The sequence below is a fragment of the Myxococcales bacterium genome (genome assembly GCA_012517325.1).
In the GTDB taxonomy this organism is placed as follows: domain Bacteria; phylum Lernaellota; class Lernaellaia; order Lernaellales; family Lernaellaceae; genus JAAYVF01.
The window spans coordinates 1-15,181 of sequence record JAAYVF010000058.1 but is presented as its reverse complement, the minus strand read 5'-3'; the positions used below and the strand labels follow the sequence as shown (position 1 = coordinate 15,181).

The following is a 15,181-nucleotide window of genomic DNA, read 5'->3' as shown; positions in this document are numbered from 1 at the left end:
CCGCCTTTACCGGCCGGCCCGGTGGGGCAAAGTCCGCCGCGCGCGAAAAAGTTGTTTGCCATTCCCGACGCTTTTCGCTAAGGTCGCCGAAATGTTCTGGCGTCGCCCATTTTCACTCAATTTCTTCGGCCTCTTCGCCGTCTTATGCGCGTTGGCCTGTCTGATCGCCGGCTGTTCCTCGCCCAAACCGCCGCCGGCGCCCGCGCCGACCCCGGTCGAACCGGCGACCCCGACCCCGCCGCCCGGCATGAAGGTCGACGGTCAAATCCAAAGCGGCGAAGGCCTCGCCGCGGCGCTGGCGCGCGTCGGCGTCTCCCCCGAACAATTCGAGAAAATCCGCCAAAGCCTGGAAACGGTGGATTTTCCGTTTAAACGCATCCGCGGCGATCAGCCGTTTACCGTCTGGCTTGACGAAAACGGCGTCTGCCGCGCCTTCGATTTTCAGGTCAGCCGCATCCAGACCTACCACCTGCGCGAAAAGGAGGGCGCCCTCGCCGCCGAGCGGGTCGACGTTCCCACCACAACCCGGATCGAAACCCTCGGCGCGCGCGTCTATACCAGCGTCTACGAGGAAATCATCGGCCACGGTCACACCGACGAACTGGCGTCACTGGTTTCCAATCTGTTTGCGTGGGACATCAACTTTTATACCGATCCGCGGCGCGGCGATTCGTTCAAGCTGGTCTTCGAGCGGACGCTGTTGCCCGGCGCCGAGCCTTACGGCTACGGCCGCCTGCTAGCCGCCGAGTACGACGGCCAGGTCACGGGCCTCAAGCGCGGCTATTGGCTGGAGATCGACGACCCCGATTTCGCGGGGTTCTACGACGAAAACGGCACGCAGTTGCGCAAGACTTTTCTCGTCGCACCGCTCGATACGATGCGCATCACCAGCCGTTTCGGCATGCGCCTGCATCCGGTCCTGGGACGGCGCATGATGCACAGCGGCGTCGATTACGGCGCGGCGGTCGGCACGCCGGTCTGGGCGGTCGCCGACGGCAAGGTGCTGTCGGCGGGACACGCGGGCGCGGCCGGCAACCTGATCAAGCTGGCGCACGACGGCGGGTACGTCACGATGTACATGCACTTGTCGCGCATCGCCGTGCGCACCGGCCAGCACGTCCGCCAGCGCCAGCTGATCGGCCGCGTCGGCTCCACGGGCCGGTCCACCGGGCCGCATCTGGATTTCCGCATTCAGCAGGGCGGCCGTTACGTCAACCCGCTGAAAATGCGGATGATCGCCTCGCCGCTGAAAAAATTGCCGGAGCAATACCGGCCGGCGTTCGCCGCGACCATCGAAAAACTGAAGCCGCAATTGGAGGCGATCGCCGTTCCCGAGGTTATTGCGGAGACGCCGTCCACAGAGTGACGGGCAACAAACCCGCGTAAAAACCGCGCGTCCGTTCCAGCCGATAGCCGCCCAGCGCCGTCGCCAGCCGGGTTGACCATTCGTCGTTCTCGACCAATACGAACCGATAGGGCCCGCACTCCTCCAGCAGCGGCAAGGCCCGCGCCGCCGCCGCCGGCAGGCGAACCAGGTTGACTTCTCCCGGCCGCGAGAATGCCGCGCCGGCGAAGAATTTTTCACCGACCAACAGATACCGCCCGGGCACGCGGTTCCAAGCCGCCGTCAGCATCGACACGACGGCCCAGTCGACCGGCGGCAGATCATCGTCGGGCGGCCAGGCGGCGGTCGGCGCGATCCAAACGTCTTGCGGTTCGGCCGCGACGCCGGCCAACGCCGCCAGGAGGGGAGCCGCGGAAAAATACGCCTTCGGTTCGCTTTTCGGAATGTAAGGACGCCACCAGCGGTCGCCCTCGGCCAGCGGTCGCAACTCGGCGGCCAGCGCCCCGTGCGAATCGACGACCCAGGCCCAGGTCGCGAGGTGGACCAGCAGCAGCGCCCCGCCGATCACGGCGCGCCGGCCACGGCCAGGCACGGCGCTCAAACCGCGACCGGCCAGCAATGCCAGCGGCGTGGTCAGCGACAGGGTATAAACCATGTTTTTCGAGGCGGCGGCCGACAGAACGGCGAGCGGCAGCCCGAGCCAAAGCAGAATCAGCCAGGCGCGGCGCCGATCCCGCAGCGCCAAGACGACCGCGCCCGCGATCAGCAGCGGCAGCGCGGCGGCGCCGGTCAGGTGCGGCACGAGATAGCGAAGGTAGTACAGCGATTCGCGACCGGGGATGTCCGCTTGATGAAACAAGGCTTGCCCGTAAGACCAGTTTTCCCGCGCCCAGCCGACGAGGCTTGGCCCAGCGATCGCCAGCGCGATCAGCCATACCGCCGCCAGCGACCGGACGATGCCGCGCCACGGCAACCGGTCGCGCGGCTCGCGCCACAGAATCAACACAGAAAGCGAAATCGCCGTGAGGTAGAGGAAAGGCGTGAACCGCTCGATCCACAGGGCCGCGCCGAAGGCCAATCCGTTGATCGCGATCCAGCGCCCGGGATGCCGCCTGCCGTCGGCCAGCGCGGTGTAGGCCGCCAGCGTCGTCAGCGCCGCCTCCAACAAAAACGGCGCGTACTGATGCGCCATGATCGTGCCGAGCGGCGACAGACCGGCGACGAACGCCGCGGCCAATCCCGTCGTCGGCGAATGCCAACGCTTCCCGGCCGCGTAAACGAGCCCGATCCACAGCAGGTGGAAAAACGCGCTCAGGCAACGCAGCGATAAAATCGACCCGCCGCCGATCCACTGAAACAGGCTGCCGACGAGAAAAAAACCGGCCGGCCGCAGATGATGCCAGGACAGCCATTCCGCCGCCGGGGCGCTCAGCAGGGCCTGATTGAATTTCAGTTGCCATTCCAAAAAGGCCAGTTCGTTGAACCCGGCGAACGAACCGTCGGCGGTCAGCCAGGCGAAATGCGCGGCGGCGACGAAGGCGAGCAACGCCGCGAGCAAAAGGGCGTGAATCCGGCTCGGTGCGGACGCGGGATCGACGGTGGAAATCGGCGGCGCGGCGACGGTCGTGGCGCGCGCGTCAGACATACAATACGATGCCCACCACGAGGAGATAGAGGATCAGGTTGACGATCATCGGCTTGTCGGTCACCAGGACGCGTTCGAGCGTGTGGTAGCCTTCCTTGACGTGAATCAGGTACAGGTAGCGGAAGATGCCGTAAAGCACGAACGGCACCGTGTAGACCAGCCCGCCGGTGTGGAATTTTTCGAGGGTGCCTGGCGAACGCGTGTAAAGCGTGTAGGCCACCAGCAACGCGCTGGTGATGACCGCGGTCATCTGGTCGAGCAGGTAGGGGTTGTACTCGGCCAGGGTCTTGCGGTGATGGACCGCGTCGCCCTGCAGCAGTCGCAGTTCGATGCTGCGCTTGGACAAGGCGATGAACAGCGACAGCAACATGGCGCAGATCAGCAGCCAACTCGAGATCGTCACCGGAATGACCACCGCGCCGGCCACGACGCGCAGCACGTAACCCGCCGCCACCATGAACAGGTCGACGATCACCAGGTTCTTCAGCATCAGGCTGTAGGCGATGCCGATCGCCGCGTACACCAGCGCGACGTAACCGAAGTGGACGTTCAGCAGGAAAGAGGCGACGAGGCAGACCAGATACAACAGCACGCTGCTTTGCAGCGCCTTGCCGATCGGCAGCCGCCCGGACGCCACCGGCCGCGTGGCCTTGATCTTGTGCAGGCGGTCGCCCTCGCGATCGACGTAGTCGTTGAGCAGATAGCCGGCGCCGGACAAGCCGCAAAACAGGACGAAGGCCGCCGTGGCCTTGAAGAGCGGCAGCAACTCGCCGGCGTGTTGCGCAAACACCAGCGGCACGAAAACGAGGACGTTCTTCGCCCAATGGCGCGGGCGCATGCTCTGAAAAATGTCGCGCCCGAAACCGTTTACCGGCGTCGGTTCACTCATTGCCTTCCAACTCCGCGTCCGCGTTGTCGGCCGGTTCGGGCTCGGCCGGTCCGGCTTGCTCGGCGTTCGGCGACAACCGCTGCACTTCCTCGCGTTTGAACCCTTCCTCGCGGCCTTCCTCGAAAATGACGAACACCCGGTCGGTGAAAATGTCGTAACGCGAAACGCGTCCGATGCCCTTGGGCGTGACGGCGCGCTTGCCGATCTTCGGCATGCCCTCGCGGTAGGCGGCGTAAACCTCGTGCTCGTAGGCCAGGCAGCACAAGAGCCGCCCGCAGCCGCCGGAGACTTTCGCCGGGTTGAGCGACAGCCCCTGATCCTTCGCCATGCGGATCGACACCGGGGCGAAGTTCGACAGCCAGGAGGAACAGCAGAACGAGCGCCCGCAGACGCCCAGGCCGCCCAGCAGCTTGGCCTCGTCGCGCACGCCGATCTGGTACATCTCGATGCGGGTGCGCAGGCGCTGCGCGAGTTTGCGGACCAGTTCGCGAAAATCGACGCGGCCCTCGGAGGTGAAATAGAAGATCACCTTCGAGCCGTCGAAAATGTATTCCGCCTTGACCAGCTTCATCGGCAGGTTGTGCTCGCCGATGGCGGCCCGGCAGACCTGGCAAGCCTCGGGTTCGCGCGCCCGGAATTCCTGCGCCTTGTGCAGATCCTCGTCGCGGGCCTTGCGCGAGATGACCGGCGGCGGCGTCGGCAGGGTCCACTCGATCTCGAGCGGCTCGCCGATCGCGCTGCCCAGCCGTGGGCCGCGCTCGCCCTCCGCCACGAGGATCTCGTTGGGGGCGACTTCCAGTTCGCCGGGCTGATGCGGATACAGCCGCCGGCTTCCCGGAAAGCGGATATTGATGATTTTCATCGGGGCAATCTCCCCTCGGCGAACGAAGTCGGCGCGGTCGCGATCAGGTCGAGGCACAACCCGCCGACGATCGCCGACTTATTCACGTTGCGTTCGATCAGCCGGCGCGCCTGCACCAGCGACCGGATTTTAGCACCCAGCGCCGCGAGCGGCAGCCGCGCGGCGTAGCGTTGGATCGCCTCCAGCGCGTCGCGGTTGCGCACCCGTTCCGCGTCGCCCGAAATCCGCCAGATCAGCGCGTCGCGCACGAAACCGGCGAGCAGCTCGAGGCCGTCGCGCAGGTCCGGCGCCGCTGCGGACAGCCGATCGCCCAACAGCACCGCCGCCGCGGCATCGTCGGGCGCCGCGGCCGCCAGGTCCTGAAACAATGATAAACGCGGACCCCGGATAAAATCCAGGTCCAGGGCCGTCGCCCGGCCGATGCTGCCTTCGGCCAGCCGCGCCAGCAGGGCGGCGTCCTCCGGCGGCCATTCGCCCTGTTGATCCAGCCAGGCGCGGATTTGCGAATCCTCCAGCAAACCGAAGCGCAACGTCTGGCAACGGCTCACCACCGTCGGCAACAGCAAATGCGAGGCCGGCGTCACCAGCACGAAGACCGTCCGCGCGTTCGGTTCTTCCAGCGTCTTGAGCAGCGCGTTCGCGGCTTCGGTGTTCAGCTGTTCCGCGCCGTCGATCAGGTAGACCTTGAACTTGCCCTCGAACGGCGCGTACTGCGCGGAGTGAATGACCTCGCGAATCTGCTCGATGACAATGACCGTCTTGTCGTCACGCCGGGTCACCGCGACGAAATCCGGATGGTTGCCCGCCGCGAATTTGCGGCAACTGGGACAGACGCCGCAGGCATCGTCGGGCAGCGTCTGGCAGTTGAGGGCGGCGGCGAAGGTCCGGGCGACGGTATACTTGCCGATGCCCGGCGGGCCGGCGAACAGGTAGGCATGGGCCACCTTGCCCTGCCGCATGGCGTTGCGCAGAACCCCGATCGTCCGGCGATGCCCGATGATGTCGCCGAAGCCGCTCATTTCACCTCGCCCGGTAAAAATTCATCTAAAATCGCCCGGGTCCGCCGCCAGACCTCGTCGATCCCGGCCGCGGCGTCCAGCACGCGGAACCGCGCGGGATACCGCCGCGCCAATTCCAGAAAACCGGCGCGCAGCCGCCGGTGAAAATCCAGTTCCTCGCGTTCGAAACGGTCCTCGCGCAACTCGCCGGGCTTGCCGTCCGCCCGCGCCTGCGCCCGCGTCAGGCCGATTTCGACCGGCAGGTCGAACAACAGGGTGCAATCGGGCGTCAGGCCGCCGGTGGCCAGCGCGTTCATCTGCTCGACCAGCTCCGTGCCCAACCCCCGCGCGTAACCCTGGTAGGCCCAGGTCGAATCGGCGAAGCGGTCGCACAATACCACGGCTCCGGATTCCAGGGCGGGCCGAATGACCTCGGCCACGTGTTGGGCGCGCGCCGCGAAATACAAGAACAACTCGGCCTTCGGCGTCAGCGACGCGTTTTCCGCCGCCAGCAAAATGCCGCGGATGCGGTCGGCGATGGGCGTCCCGCCCGGTTCGCGGGTGCGCACGACGCGCCGGCCGCCAGCCTCCAGATACTGCTGAGCGAGCACGATTTGCGTCGATTTGCCGGAACCTTCGGGCCCTTCGAACGTAATGAACATACACCAATCCTTACCGACATTTACCGGTCGTTCAACCTACCCCGACCGCCGGAACAAAGCAAGGAGCCGGACTGGGAAAGCGGCGAAAAGCGGCCCGAACGCGGGAGCGAATCAGTTGCGGTAGTTCTCCTTCCCGGCATAGGCGGAAGAGTCGGTGGCTTTGCCGTCCAACAACACTTCGTGCACTATTTTCGCCAGGACCTGGGGCGTATAGGGTTTGCCGATGAAATGCAGGCCGGGTTCGATGACGCCCTGATGCGTGATGGTGTTTTCGGTATAGCCGGAGGTGAAAATCACCTTGGTTTCGGGATGCGTCCGCCGCAGGCGTTCGGCCAGTTGTTTGCCGTTCATGCCCGGCATCACCACGTCGGTCAACAGCAAGTCGATGCGGCCTTCGTGGTGTTCGGCCATCGCCAGGGCCTGCTGGCCGTCGGCCGCCTGCAACACCCGATAGCCCAGCCGGCTCAAAGCCTTGATGGCCAGCCCGCGCACCAGTTCCTCGTCCTCGACGATCAGCACGGCCTCCTTGCCGGCCGCCATGTTCAACGCCCCAGCCTCGGTCTCCTTCCGCTTGGCTTCCTCACCGAGCCGCGGCAGGTAGATCTTGAAAGTGGTGCCGTCGCCGACCTCCGAGTAAACCTCGATCGCTCCGCCCGCCTGCATGACCGCGCCGTAGATCGTCGCCAGGCCCAGGCCGGTGCCCTGGCCGATCGGTTTGGTGGTGAAGAACGGCTCGAACAGATGCCGTTTTACTTCCTCGCTCATGCCTTGACCGGAGTCGCTGACGGCGAGAACGACGTACTTGCCGGGTTGCAACTGCGTGTGGCGCCGGCAGTATTCCTCGTCCAGATCGATGTTCGCGGTCTCGATCAACAGCCGGCCGCCTTCCGGCATGGCGTCGCGGGCGTTGATCGCCAGGTTCACCAGGATCTGCTCGAACTGTCCCTGGTCGGCCTTGACCGCGCCCAGTTTTTTTCCGGGGATGACGCGCAGGGCGACGTCCTCGCCGATCAGCCGGATCAGGATCTTTTCCAGGTTCGCGATCAACTCGTTCAGATCGAGCACCCGCGGCTCGATGTGTTGCTTGCGCGAAAAGCCCAACAATTGACGGGTGAGCGAAACCGCGCTGTCCGCCGCCTTGCCGATCTCGCCGATCGTGCCGGCCAGCGGTTCGCCGGGGTGCAAATCGAGCAATGCAAGCTGCACGTTACCGATGATGCTCGTCAGCAGATTGTTGAAGTCGTGCGCCACCCCGCCCGCCAGCCGGCCCACCGCCTCCATTTTCATCGCCTGCAACAACTGACCTTCCAAACGCGCGCGCTCTTTCTCGGCCTGCTTGCGTTCGGTGATGTCGCGGGCGGCGGCGATGACCGCCTTGACCTCGCCGGCCGGATCGAATTCCGGCCGGACCAGGCAATCGATCCAGACACCCGTCCGCAGGCGGAACTCGACCCGCCGCACCGCCTTGGCCGTTACGACTTCCCGAAGCGTCCGTTCCCAGAGCGCGCATAGATCGGCTGGAAATCCCAGTTCTTCAAACGTTTTGCCGATGAATTCCGGCGCCGGAATTCCCGTCTGTTTCTCGACGATCGGATTGATGTACAGGTATCGCCCCTGGCGATCGAGGCGCATGATGACGTCCTGCGAGCCCTCGCTCAACGCCCGAAAGGTTTCCTCGCGTTCCCGGAGGTTTCGATTGGCTTCGGTAATCCGCCGGTGCAGGTGAAAAATCCACCCGGCAACGAGGGCTGAAAGCGCAAAGATCGCCGCCAGGAGCAGACCGATTTGCCGCCAGCAAATCACCTGAGCATCGGCGCTAGCCGGCTTGTTTTGATTTTCGGCATGGTGGCGCCTGGCGGGGGTATTCTGGTCGCCCAGATCGATGATCGACGGCAACGGTTGAAGTAGTTCTTGATCCGCCGTTTCCGGCGCGGATGAAGAGATGGTCTCTTCCGCCAGAACGCCAAAAGCAACGGACAGTATAATCAAAACCACCATGACCAAGCTGCAATGAGAAAATTTCATCGCCCAACCCCGACCATCTTAGGATTTAAATGCGATCGATGATTCAAGATGTTTCGTTTCGATGACCTGAGCTTGAGCAAATGCGGTGCCAACACACCGAAATTTTGCAAACCATTGATATGTCAATATTATTTCCAGCTTTTCTATCTGTCGCAAAAATGCGTCACCTATGCCAAAATAATACCGTTTTGGTATATGTAAAAAATAACTAATTGTATTCTAATTGAAATTTTTCAGACAATGCCAGATTGGAATGCAGTGCAGTTTGATAGGGATTTACTTCGATAATTCCCGCGCCATTGCAGCGAGCTTGGCCACGGTGTTGATATTCCGTCCGGTGGCGGCGGCGGCGAACGGTATTTTCAGCTTCGATCGGCCCTGCCCGTTCGGATAGTGGATATAAAGTTCGCGGCCGCGGAGTTGCAGTTCCTCACCGCCGGGCGACCGGATCTCGGCCAACGCGTCTTTTGGCGGCGGTTCGTCGAAGAACATGACAATCACCTGGTTCGGCGGCGCCTTTTTAAATGGATTTTCGGCCAGCAGTCGATCGAAATCCGCCGCGCGGCGAATCTGCACGCCGACCGGCTTGCCGACCTTTTTCGCCAGTGCGTCTTCGATCAACGCTTGGATCGCACCCGCTTCCAAGTCGCTTTTGAACACGACATTGCCGCTTTGAATGTACGTTTTTACGTCCGAGAACCCGGCGGTTTCGCAAATCCTCACCAAGTCGGCCATCGGCAATTTGCCGGTGCCGCCGACGTTGATCGCCCGCAACAAAGCGATGAATGTTTGCATGGAATGACTCCACGGCGAATGAGCGCGATCGAAATCACCCCAGGCCGCGTTCGCACCGTCGATTACGATGCCGACCTCGCGTTACCAAACCTCGCGACTCATATTAGGCGATTTCGAACCGATTTATCAGGGTCTGTTGGTCGCATACCGAAGATCGGCGAGAAAAGTATAAGCCACGTGGATGTATCCTTCCGAGTCGACCGCCAGGGATGGTTTTCTGTATGGCCCCAGGCTGTCATCGATGATCCCCGTGTAGACATGGCCGTCCGTGATGGTGGCGATATTCAATTGGGTATCATTCCCGAGAAAAAAACCGATATAGGGCGTACCGGCGCCATCAAGGTTCATCGAAGAACCGACCCTGAAATTGGTCGGAAAATCATAAACAATCCGCTGGCCGTCATAAGAAACAAACACCGAACCCAGTTCGCATTCTCCGACGGAATAGCTGAAATGCAAAAGTTGGTCGGGAGAGACGGCCAGATCAATTGATTTAAATACCCAGCACCTATTGCCGCCGATCACACCGCCGATCCAGTTTCCGTTTACATTATGGACATAGTAAGCCGACGAATAGGGCGTAACACCACTGTTTTCAAAGGACACAAAGGCAAGATGAGTATTCGCATCCTGGTCCAGTCGAATCGCCATTTGGTAGATCCCGGTTTGGGGATAGATTTCTTCTTCCTGCCATTCGCCGGAACCGTTCGTGACCAATCGTAAAAACGACGAATCATCGGAAGCGCAGGCCAGATAGGCGTTCCCAAGTATATCTACGGCAAGCGCATAATAATCGCAGTGTACCCCGGGAATCGTTGACTCGCTGTAGGACGATTCATTTTCAATCCCATAAACCATGGCGTCGCCGACTGAATAGGCCAGACGCGGAATCCCGGGGTTTTCGATCGCCAGCGACGGCTGCCCGAGGGATTCCTGATCGTTCAAAAGATTTTGTTGCCATTCCGAACCGGTCTTTTTCAGGTGGATCAAATGAGCCGCATGGTCCAGATAAACAATGTGAACCACGCCGTCACTACCGACACCGAGCACTGGATCGTAGGCAGTGTTGCTGGTTTCGTAGAGCGTCGTTATCGACCAGCTCATCCCATTGAAGGGACTTTCGCTATCGTCGTCGTCATCGATCGAATCGTCATCGCTGCTATCGTTGTCGTCGTCGCCGCTGTCGTTGTCATCGTCGCCGCTGTCGTTGTCATCGTCGCCGCTGTCGTTGTCGTCGTCACCGTCGTCGTTGTCATCGTCGCCGCTGTCGTTGTCGTTATTATCGTCGTCCTGAGGCTGCTCCGAACTCGATCCGGCGTCATCGTCGTCTTCACAGCCGATCAAGACGTTGAAAACCGCCAGAAGTAAAATCAGTAAAAACAATCGTTGGTGGCGAATGAAAGACATCCGGTCCTCCCGTCAATCCAAGGACGGAACGACTGTATCAAAATAAATCATTGATGAAAAGAGAATGAAAGTACGGTCCCCTGGGCAGTCAAACGGAACCTTGGATTACCGACGATTGCTGATCCGGCCGTGCGGCGTGGCGACGCCTACGCGGCTAAAAGTAACAATCCCGCCAGCACGTTTCCCAGGCGTCGTCGCAAACGGCGATGCAATCGGCTGCGGCTTCGGCGCATACCTCGTAGCATTCCGCCAACCCTTCCGGGTCGTCCCAGTAGTCGAACTCGCAGTCCGATTCGCAGAACCATTGGGTTGTTTCGCAGTCGTATTCGCAGGTGGAATACGCGTCCTGGCATTCCTCCATGCATTGCTCGATGGCTTCGTCGTCGTTGTCGTCGTCATCGTCGTCGTCATCGTCGCCCGGGCTCGTATCGTCGTCGTTGTCGTCGTTGTCGTCGTTATCGTCATCATCATCGTCGTCCGCGCCGTTGTTCGTGTCGTCACCGGCGTCGTCGTCGTTGTCGTCGTCGTCGTCATCGTTGCTGTCGCAGTTGGCGGCAATGAAAAGGAAAAACACCGCCGCGACCATGGCCAGAAGCACGAGAAGCGCGTTTCGCATTGTTTGTCTCCGTCATCGATAGCGGATCAAAATATTCATTGGATCGAATGGCGACACAGTACTCCAGTACGATTCAAGAAACAACTCTTGTGATCGCGGATGAACTCGCCCGCCGCTCAGGCGGGCTTCTCCGCCGTGGCATTGACGATCACGGGCAGCTTGAACTTCCAGTCGGCCCATGCCCGCGGGTCCGTCGCCAGATCGCACATGAAGTGCGCGACGTTGGCCATGTTCGTGCTGCCGGGCGCGAAGAGGCGGTTCACGAGACCCTCGTGCAGCGTGTACGCCGTGATATCGCCTTCCAACAGCGAATCCGGCCGCACCGCCACCCATTGGACGAACGCGTTGTCCGGACCGATTTTTTCGCGCAGAAAATCCGCCGCTCGCTGGTTGTCCCTGGCCGGAGGAAGCACGCCGCGGAGCAGGAAAAGAAACGCCCGCTCAAACAAACTTCGGCGCGTGTCGAGGCTGCCCGGGCGATGGACCGAAACACTGCTCATGAGGATGAATTTGACCGGCGCCGGTTGCCCCAACGCTTCGATGGCCCGGCAAAGGCGCGCCGTCGCGCTCGCGACCAGATCGCGCGGCGGTCCGAAGACGCCCTTGAAGTTGATGACGTGGCCGAGGCAGGAAATGACGGCCTCGCAGCCGCGCAGGTGCCGCCGCAGTTCCTCGTCGCCCAGCGACAGCAAGCTTGCTTCGATCAGCGTCAGGTTCGGATTTCCCGCGACGTCGGGCGGGATCTTCCCGACGGATCGCACGATGGCGCGAACGGCAACGCCGCGGTCCAGGAGTTGCCGCAGCACGCGCCCGCCGGTGCGACCCGTGCCGCCGACGAGCAGAACCGTTGGTGGTATGGACATGTCCGTCTCTCCCGCCAAATCCTCGGGGCAACGCCGTTTGAAAAGCGCCGCGCGAAACGATTGAAGAAAGCGAATCCGCTTCGAAGCTAGCGTTCCGGGCTCACGTCGTCAAATCCGCTTGCCGGACTGGCGGTTGGAAATCATCCGTGCCGTGCCGAAACCGGCCTGGATGCCGGCGGTGCCGACAGATTTTCCGGTCGAGCAAGAAAAACCTCACTGCCCGGCCGGGCGAAATCATGGTAACGTCGACTATGCTGCAGACTAGACGACTCGACCTGATTCCCGCCACGGCGGAACACCTCGAACGCGAATTGCGCCACCCGCGGGAACTCGAACCGCTCCTCGGCGCGATCGTCACCGCTGAATGGCCGCCGGGCGAATACGACCGCGAGGCGATGCGGTTTTTTCTGACCCGACTCAATGAGGATGGCGCGGCGGCCGTCGGTTGGTACGTCTGGTATGCGGTCGTGCGCAATCCAACGGGCAGGCGGGAAACTCTCGTCGCCGGAGCCGGATTCCACGGCCCACCGGCCGCCGGCCTCGTCGAAATTGGTTTTTCGGTGATCCCTTCCGCCCGCCGCCAAGGCTTTGCGACCGAAATCGTCGCCGCGCTAGCGGATTATGCCTTCGCCTCGGGCCACGTCACAGCGGTGATCGCGCAAACGACCCTAGCCAATGCCGCATCCGTCAAGGTTCTCGAGCGCGCTGGTTTTCAAATGACCGGTCCGGGCGAAGAGCCGGATACCGTCCGCTTCCGATTGCAAAAACCCGAATCGGTTGAAAAGCGATAGGCCGTTGAACCCCTCGCCCGGCAGGCGATCGGCTCCATATTTATAAACGATATAAAACAGGACACAATTGGATGATAATTTAGGAAGAAATCGGCACGGAAACCCTTGCCGACGATCCGTGAGGACCCGATGAAAAAACTCGCCTTCATTTTATTCATCGCGTTACCCTTGGCCGTCGCCCTGTTGATTTCCTGCGGCGAAAACGATGATGACTCCGGATCGGGAACCAAGAGCGATGACGACAACGACCAAACTGACGACGATAACGGCTCGGATGACGATGCCGCAGGGGACGACGATACTTCGGCGCCCAACCCGTTTCGCCTGTTGATCAACGGAACCGACGGCGCCGGCTTGAAATCGTGGGAACAGACCGCTGACGGTTGGCGCGAGTGGGAAGTGCCGCCTTCCGTCGGTCCGGAACCCGAGGCAGTGCGCGGCTTCGGTCCCATTCTCATTCTGGAAGGGCGGTATGGTTACTCTGCCGTCAACTACTTCACGGGCAGCCTCAAGCGCGGTTTTTCACTTTATGCAAGCCTCGGCCATACCTGGATGGATTTCGACGCCGAGGCCGGTTGGCGGCTGGATGAAGCGCGTCCGTCGGCCGGAGAGTATGTGAATATCATGCACCTTCAGGCGCCGGGAGACGGTTCGGTGTGGACGGGCGCGCAGTTCATTCTCACCTGGGCGGACAACGGGATGGGGCCCGGTCCGCATGATTACTACTACTCGCGCGACGACGTTTTTCGCTACGGCGAGCAGGCGAGAAAACGATTGTCGCTGACGGATCAATCCATCCTCGCGCTGGCGGTGCCGTCGCCGGATTTCGGTCTGGCCTGGGCCGAGAGCATTGACGGAACGGGAACGCTGTGGTCCTACGACGGAGCGAATTGGGCCATCGCGGATAAACCGCCGCAGATGGCCGCGGGCGAGATCGACTGGTTCTGGTTTACCGATCCTCACCACGGGTACGCCGTGCTTTCAAAAGGATTCTGGGATAATTACTTGCTGGAAACGGACGGCGAGAATTGGGAAACGATTCCCGCTCCGGAAGGTTGCGATGTGGTGGATCCCTCTTTGGTCTTCGCGACGGGCGACGACGCCATCGTCATCGACACTACCCGGCGCACCGGCGTTTTTTGGGAACGGCGCAACGGCGAGTGGAGTTGCCGGACCGCCGATCCGCTGCCTGACGGCGGGTTCTGGGAGCACGCCTTGGTGACGACCGACGGGCGCGCCTATGCCGTCATCAATGAGGGTAATTACGAACCGTGCTTGCTGGAAATCACCGCCGAAACGATCACCCGGATCGAACTGCCGCCGGAATTGTCCGGTTTGCAAAGCGTCCACGCGCTTGGCGACGGCGCGCCGCCAGTCAGCTATTCCCCATTCCAATACTGATCGTTTCGCGCCCGGCAGCCAGAAGGGAATCGGCTGAAATCGCCGGTCGAAAGAATTCGCCTCTCGACCAGGGCTGATTTGACAATTCCAAGCTCCGATCGCCACGGTGGGCGAGCGAGATAAATCAATTTTGACAATCCGTCGCAACACTTGTATTATTTAATTACTACAAATAAGAATCGACACCACAGTGGAGCCAAACAATCTTTATCAGGAGGAGCAATCATGAGACGGGGACCGTTTTGCCTCGTGATCGGCCTGGTCTTGGCGCTGACCGTGGTGGCGAGCCTCGCCGCCAAATCCCCGACCGATAAGGGCATCAACCTGACCAAGGAATTCGTCGTCCTGGAAAAGAAGGTCGTGGTCGAAATCACCAGCCCGGGTCGGGTCGTAATTAACGTGGACGGCAAGCTCCGGTACACCGGCGGGCCGGGATTTCCAACGGAAACACACGGAGGCTACAAAAGCCATAAGGCGCCGGGGTCTCCCGATGTGGAAGGCGTCTGCGTCGCCGCGGATTTCGCCGATGTGATCCACCTCAAGGACCACTCGGTTCTCGTCTTCGAAACCTGGTACAAAGTCGAGAACGGTCTCCTGGGCCGGGTCTGGCTGGAAAGCGTCTGGCCGACGGATGAAAAGGGCGTGGTGGACGGCTATCTCATGAATCACGATGGAACGTATCATGCCTGCATCGAAACGCTGCCCGCCGGGACGGACCCCCTGAAAGCTCAAACAGCCGTGTGTTTATACTTAGGCAATATGTCCCCTCAACTGTGCAGCAAAAATGTCCCCTTGGTTACGTAGAGTTCGGAGCCGAGGCCTGATAGACCCACGTCCAGTTGGTTGTTCCCTTTCGATTTTCCGTTTTGCATCGGGCTTTGA

At 61.4% G+C, this 15,181-nt stretch carries 14 protein-coding genes; 4 read left to right on the top strand and 10 right to left on the bottom strand.

What is annotated here, in order from left to right:
• The first annotated feature begins 91 nt into the window (after positions 1-91).
• Positions 92-1,366: a M23 family metallopeptidase gene (locus GX444_10015; GenBank protein NLH48925.1), complete on the top strand. Its 1,275-nt coding sequence runs from the start codon at positions 92-94 to the stop codon at positions 1,364-1,366.
• On the opposite strand, the gene GX444_10010 is transcribed toward GX444_10015, so the two are convergent.
• From GX444_10010 to GX444_09965, 10 genes are all read right to left on the bottom strand, one after another.
• Positions 1,338-2,990 carry a hypothetical protein gene (locus GX444_10010; protein ID NLH48924.1) on the bottom strand — a complete coding sequence of 551 codons (1,653 nt, stop codon included), beginning with the start codon at positions 2,988-2,990 and terminating at the stop codon, positions 1,338-1,340. The two genes, GX444_10015 and GX444_10010, sit on opposite strands and share 29 nt — an antisense overlap.
• Positions 2,983-3,879 (bottom strand): decaprenyl-phosphate phosphoribosyltransferase, encoded by an 897-nt coding sequence (locus tag GX444_10005; GenBank protein NLH48923.1) that lies wholly within the window; start codon positions 3,877-3,879, stop codon positions 2,983-2,985. Before GX444_10005 ends, GX444_10010 begins: the two co-directional genes overlap by 8 nt.
• Positions 3,872-4,741: a stage 0 sporulation protein gene (locus GX444_10000; GenBank protein ID NLH48922.1), complete on the bottom strand. Its 870-nt coding sequence runs from the start codon at positions 4,739-4,741 to the stop codon at positions 3,872-3,874. Before GX444_10000 ends, GX444_10005 begins: the two co-directional genes overlap by 8 nt.
• Entirely contained in the window at positions 4,738-5,760 is a 1,023-nt protein-coding gene (gene holB, locus GX444_09995) for a DNA polymerase III subunit delta' (GenBank protein ID NLH48921.1), read from the bottom strand. The genes GX444_10000 and holB overlap by 4 nt, the downstream gene beginning before the upstream one ends.
• Positions 5,757-6,401 carry a dTMP kinase gene (locus GX444_09990; protein NLH48920.1) on the bottom strand — a complete coding sequence of 215 codons (645 nt, stop codon included), beginning with the start codon at positions 6,399-6,401 and terminating at the stop codon, positions 5,757-5,759. The genes holB and GX444_09990 overlap by 4 nt, the downstream gene beginning before the upstream one ends.
• Before the next feature lie 111 nt (positions 6,402-6,512).
• The gene (locus GX444_09985) at positions 6,513-8,426 is read right to left on the bottom strand and encodes a response regulator (GenBank protein ID NLH48919.1); all 1,914 of its coding nucleotides are present in this window, start codon (positions 8,424-8,426) and stop codon (positions 6,513-6,515) included.
• Between the two features lie 276 nt (positions 8,427-8,702).
• Positions 8,703-9,221 (bottom strand): DUF1697 domain-containing protein, encoded by a 519-nt coding sequence (locus GX444_09980; GenBank protein NLH48918.1) that lies wholly within the window; start codon positions 9,219-9,221, stop codon positions 8,703-8,705.
• Positions 9,222-9,347: 126 nt separating this feature from the next.
• Positions 9,348-10,628, bottom strand: a complete 1,281-nt coding sequence (locus GX444_09975; GenBank protein NLH48917.1) for a hypothetical protein — start codon at positions 10,626-10,628, stop codon at positions 9,348-9,350.
• A 154-nt stretch (positions 10,629-10,782) separates the two neighbouring features.
• The gene (locus GX444_09970) at positions 10,783-11,244 is read right to left on the bottom strand and encodes a hypothetical protein (GenBank protein ID NLH48916.1); all 462 of its coding nucleotides are present in this window, start codon (positions 11,242-11,244) and stop codon (positions 10,783-10,785) included.
• 116 nt (positions 11,245-11,360) lie between these two features.
• Positions 11,361-12,107 (bottom strand): SDR family oxidoreductase, encoded by a 747-nt coding sequence (locus tag GX444_09965; protein ID NLH48915.1) that lies wholly within the window; start codon positions 12,105-12,107, stop codon positions 11,361-11,363.
• Positions 12,108-12,343: 236 nt separating this feature from the next.
• Between GX444_09965 and GX444_09960 the strand changes: the two genes are divergently transcribed.
• The 3 genes from GX444_09960 to GX444_09950 all read left to right on the top strand — a co-directional run bounded on the left by GX444_09960 (position 12,344) and on the right by GX444_09950 (position 15,103).
• Positions 12,344-12,898 carry a GNAT family N-acetyltransferase gene (locus GX444_09960; GenBank protein NLH48914.1) on the top strand — a complete coding sequence of 185 codons (555 nt, stop codon included), beginning with the start codon at positions 12,344-12,346 and terminating at the stop codon, positions 12,896-12,898.
• 129 nt (positions 12,899-13,027) lie between these two features.
• Positions 13,028-14,299, top strand: coding sequence for a hypothetical protein (locus GX444_09955; protein NLH48913.1), 1,272 nt, complete (start codon positions 13,028-13,030; stop codon positions 14,297-14,299).
• A 225-nt stretch (positions 14,300-14,524) separates the two neighbouring features.
• A complete protein-coding gene (locus GX444_09950; protein NLH48912.1) occupies positions 14,525-15,103 on the top strand; it encodes a hypothetical protein in 579 nt (192 codons plus the stop codon).
• Positions 15,104-15,181 lie beyond the last annotated feature (78 nt).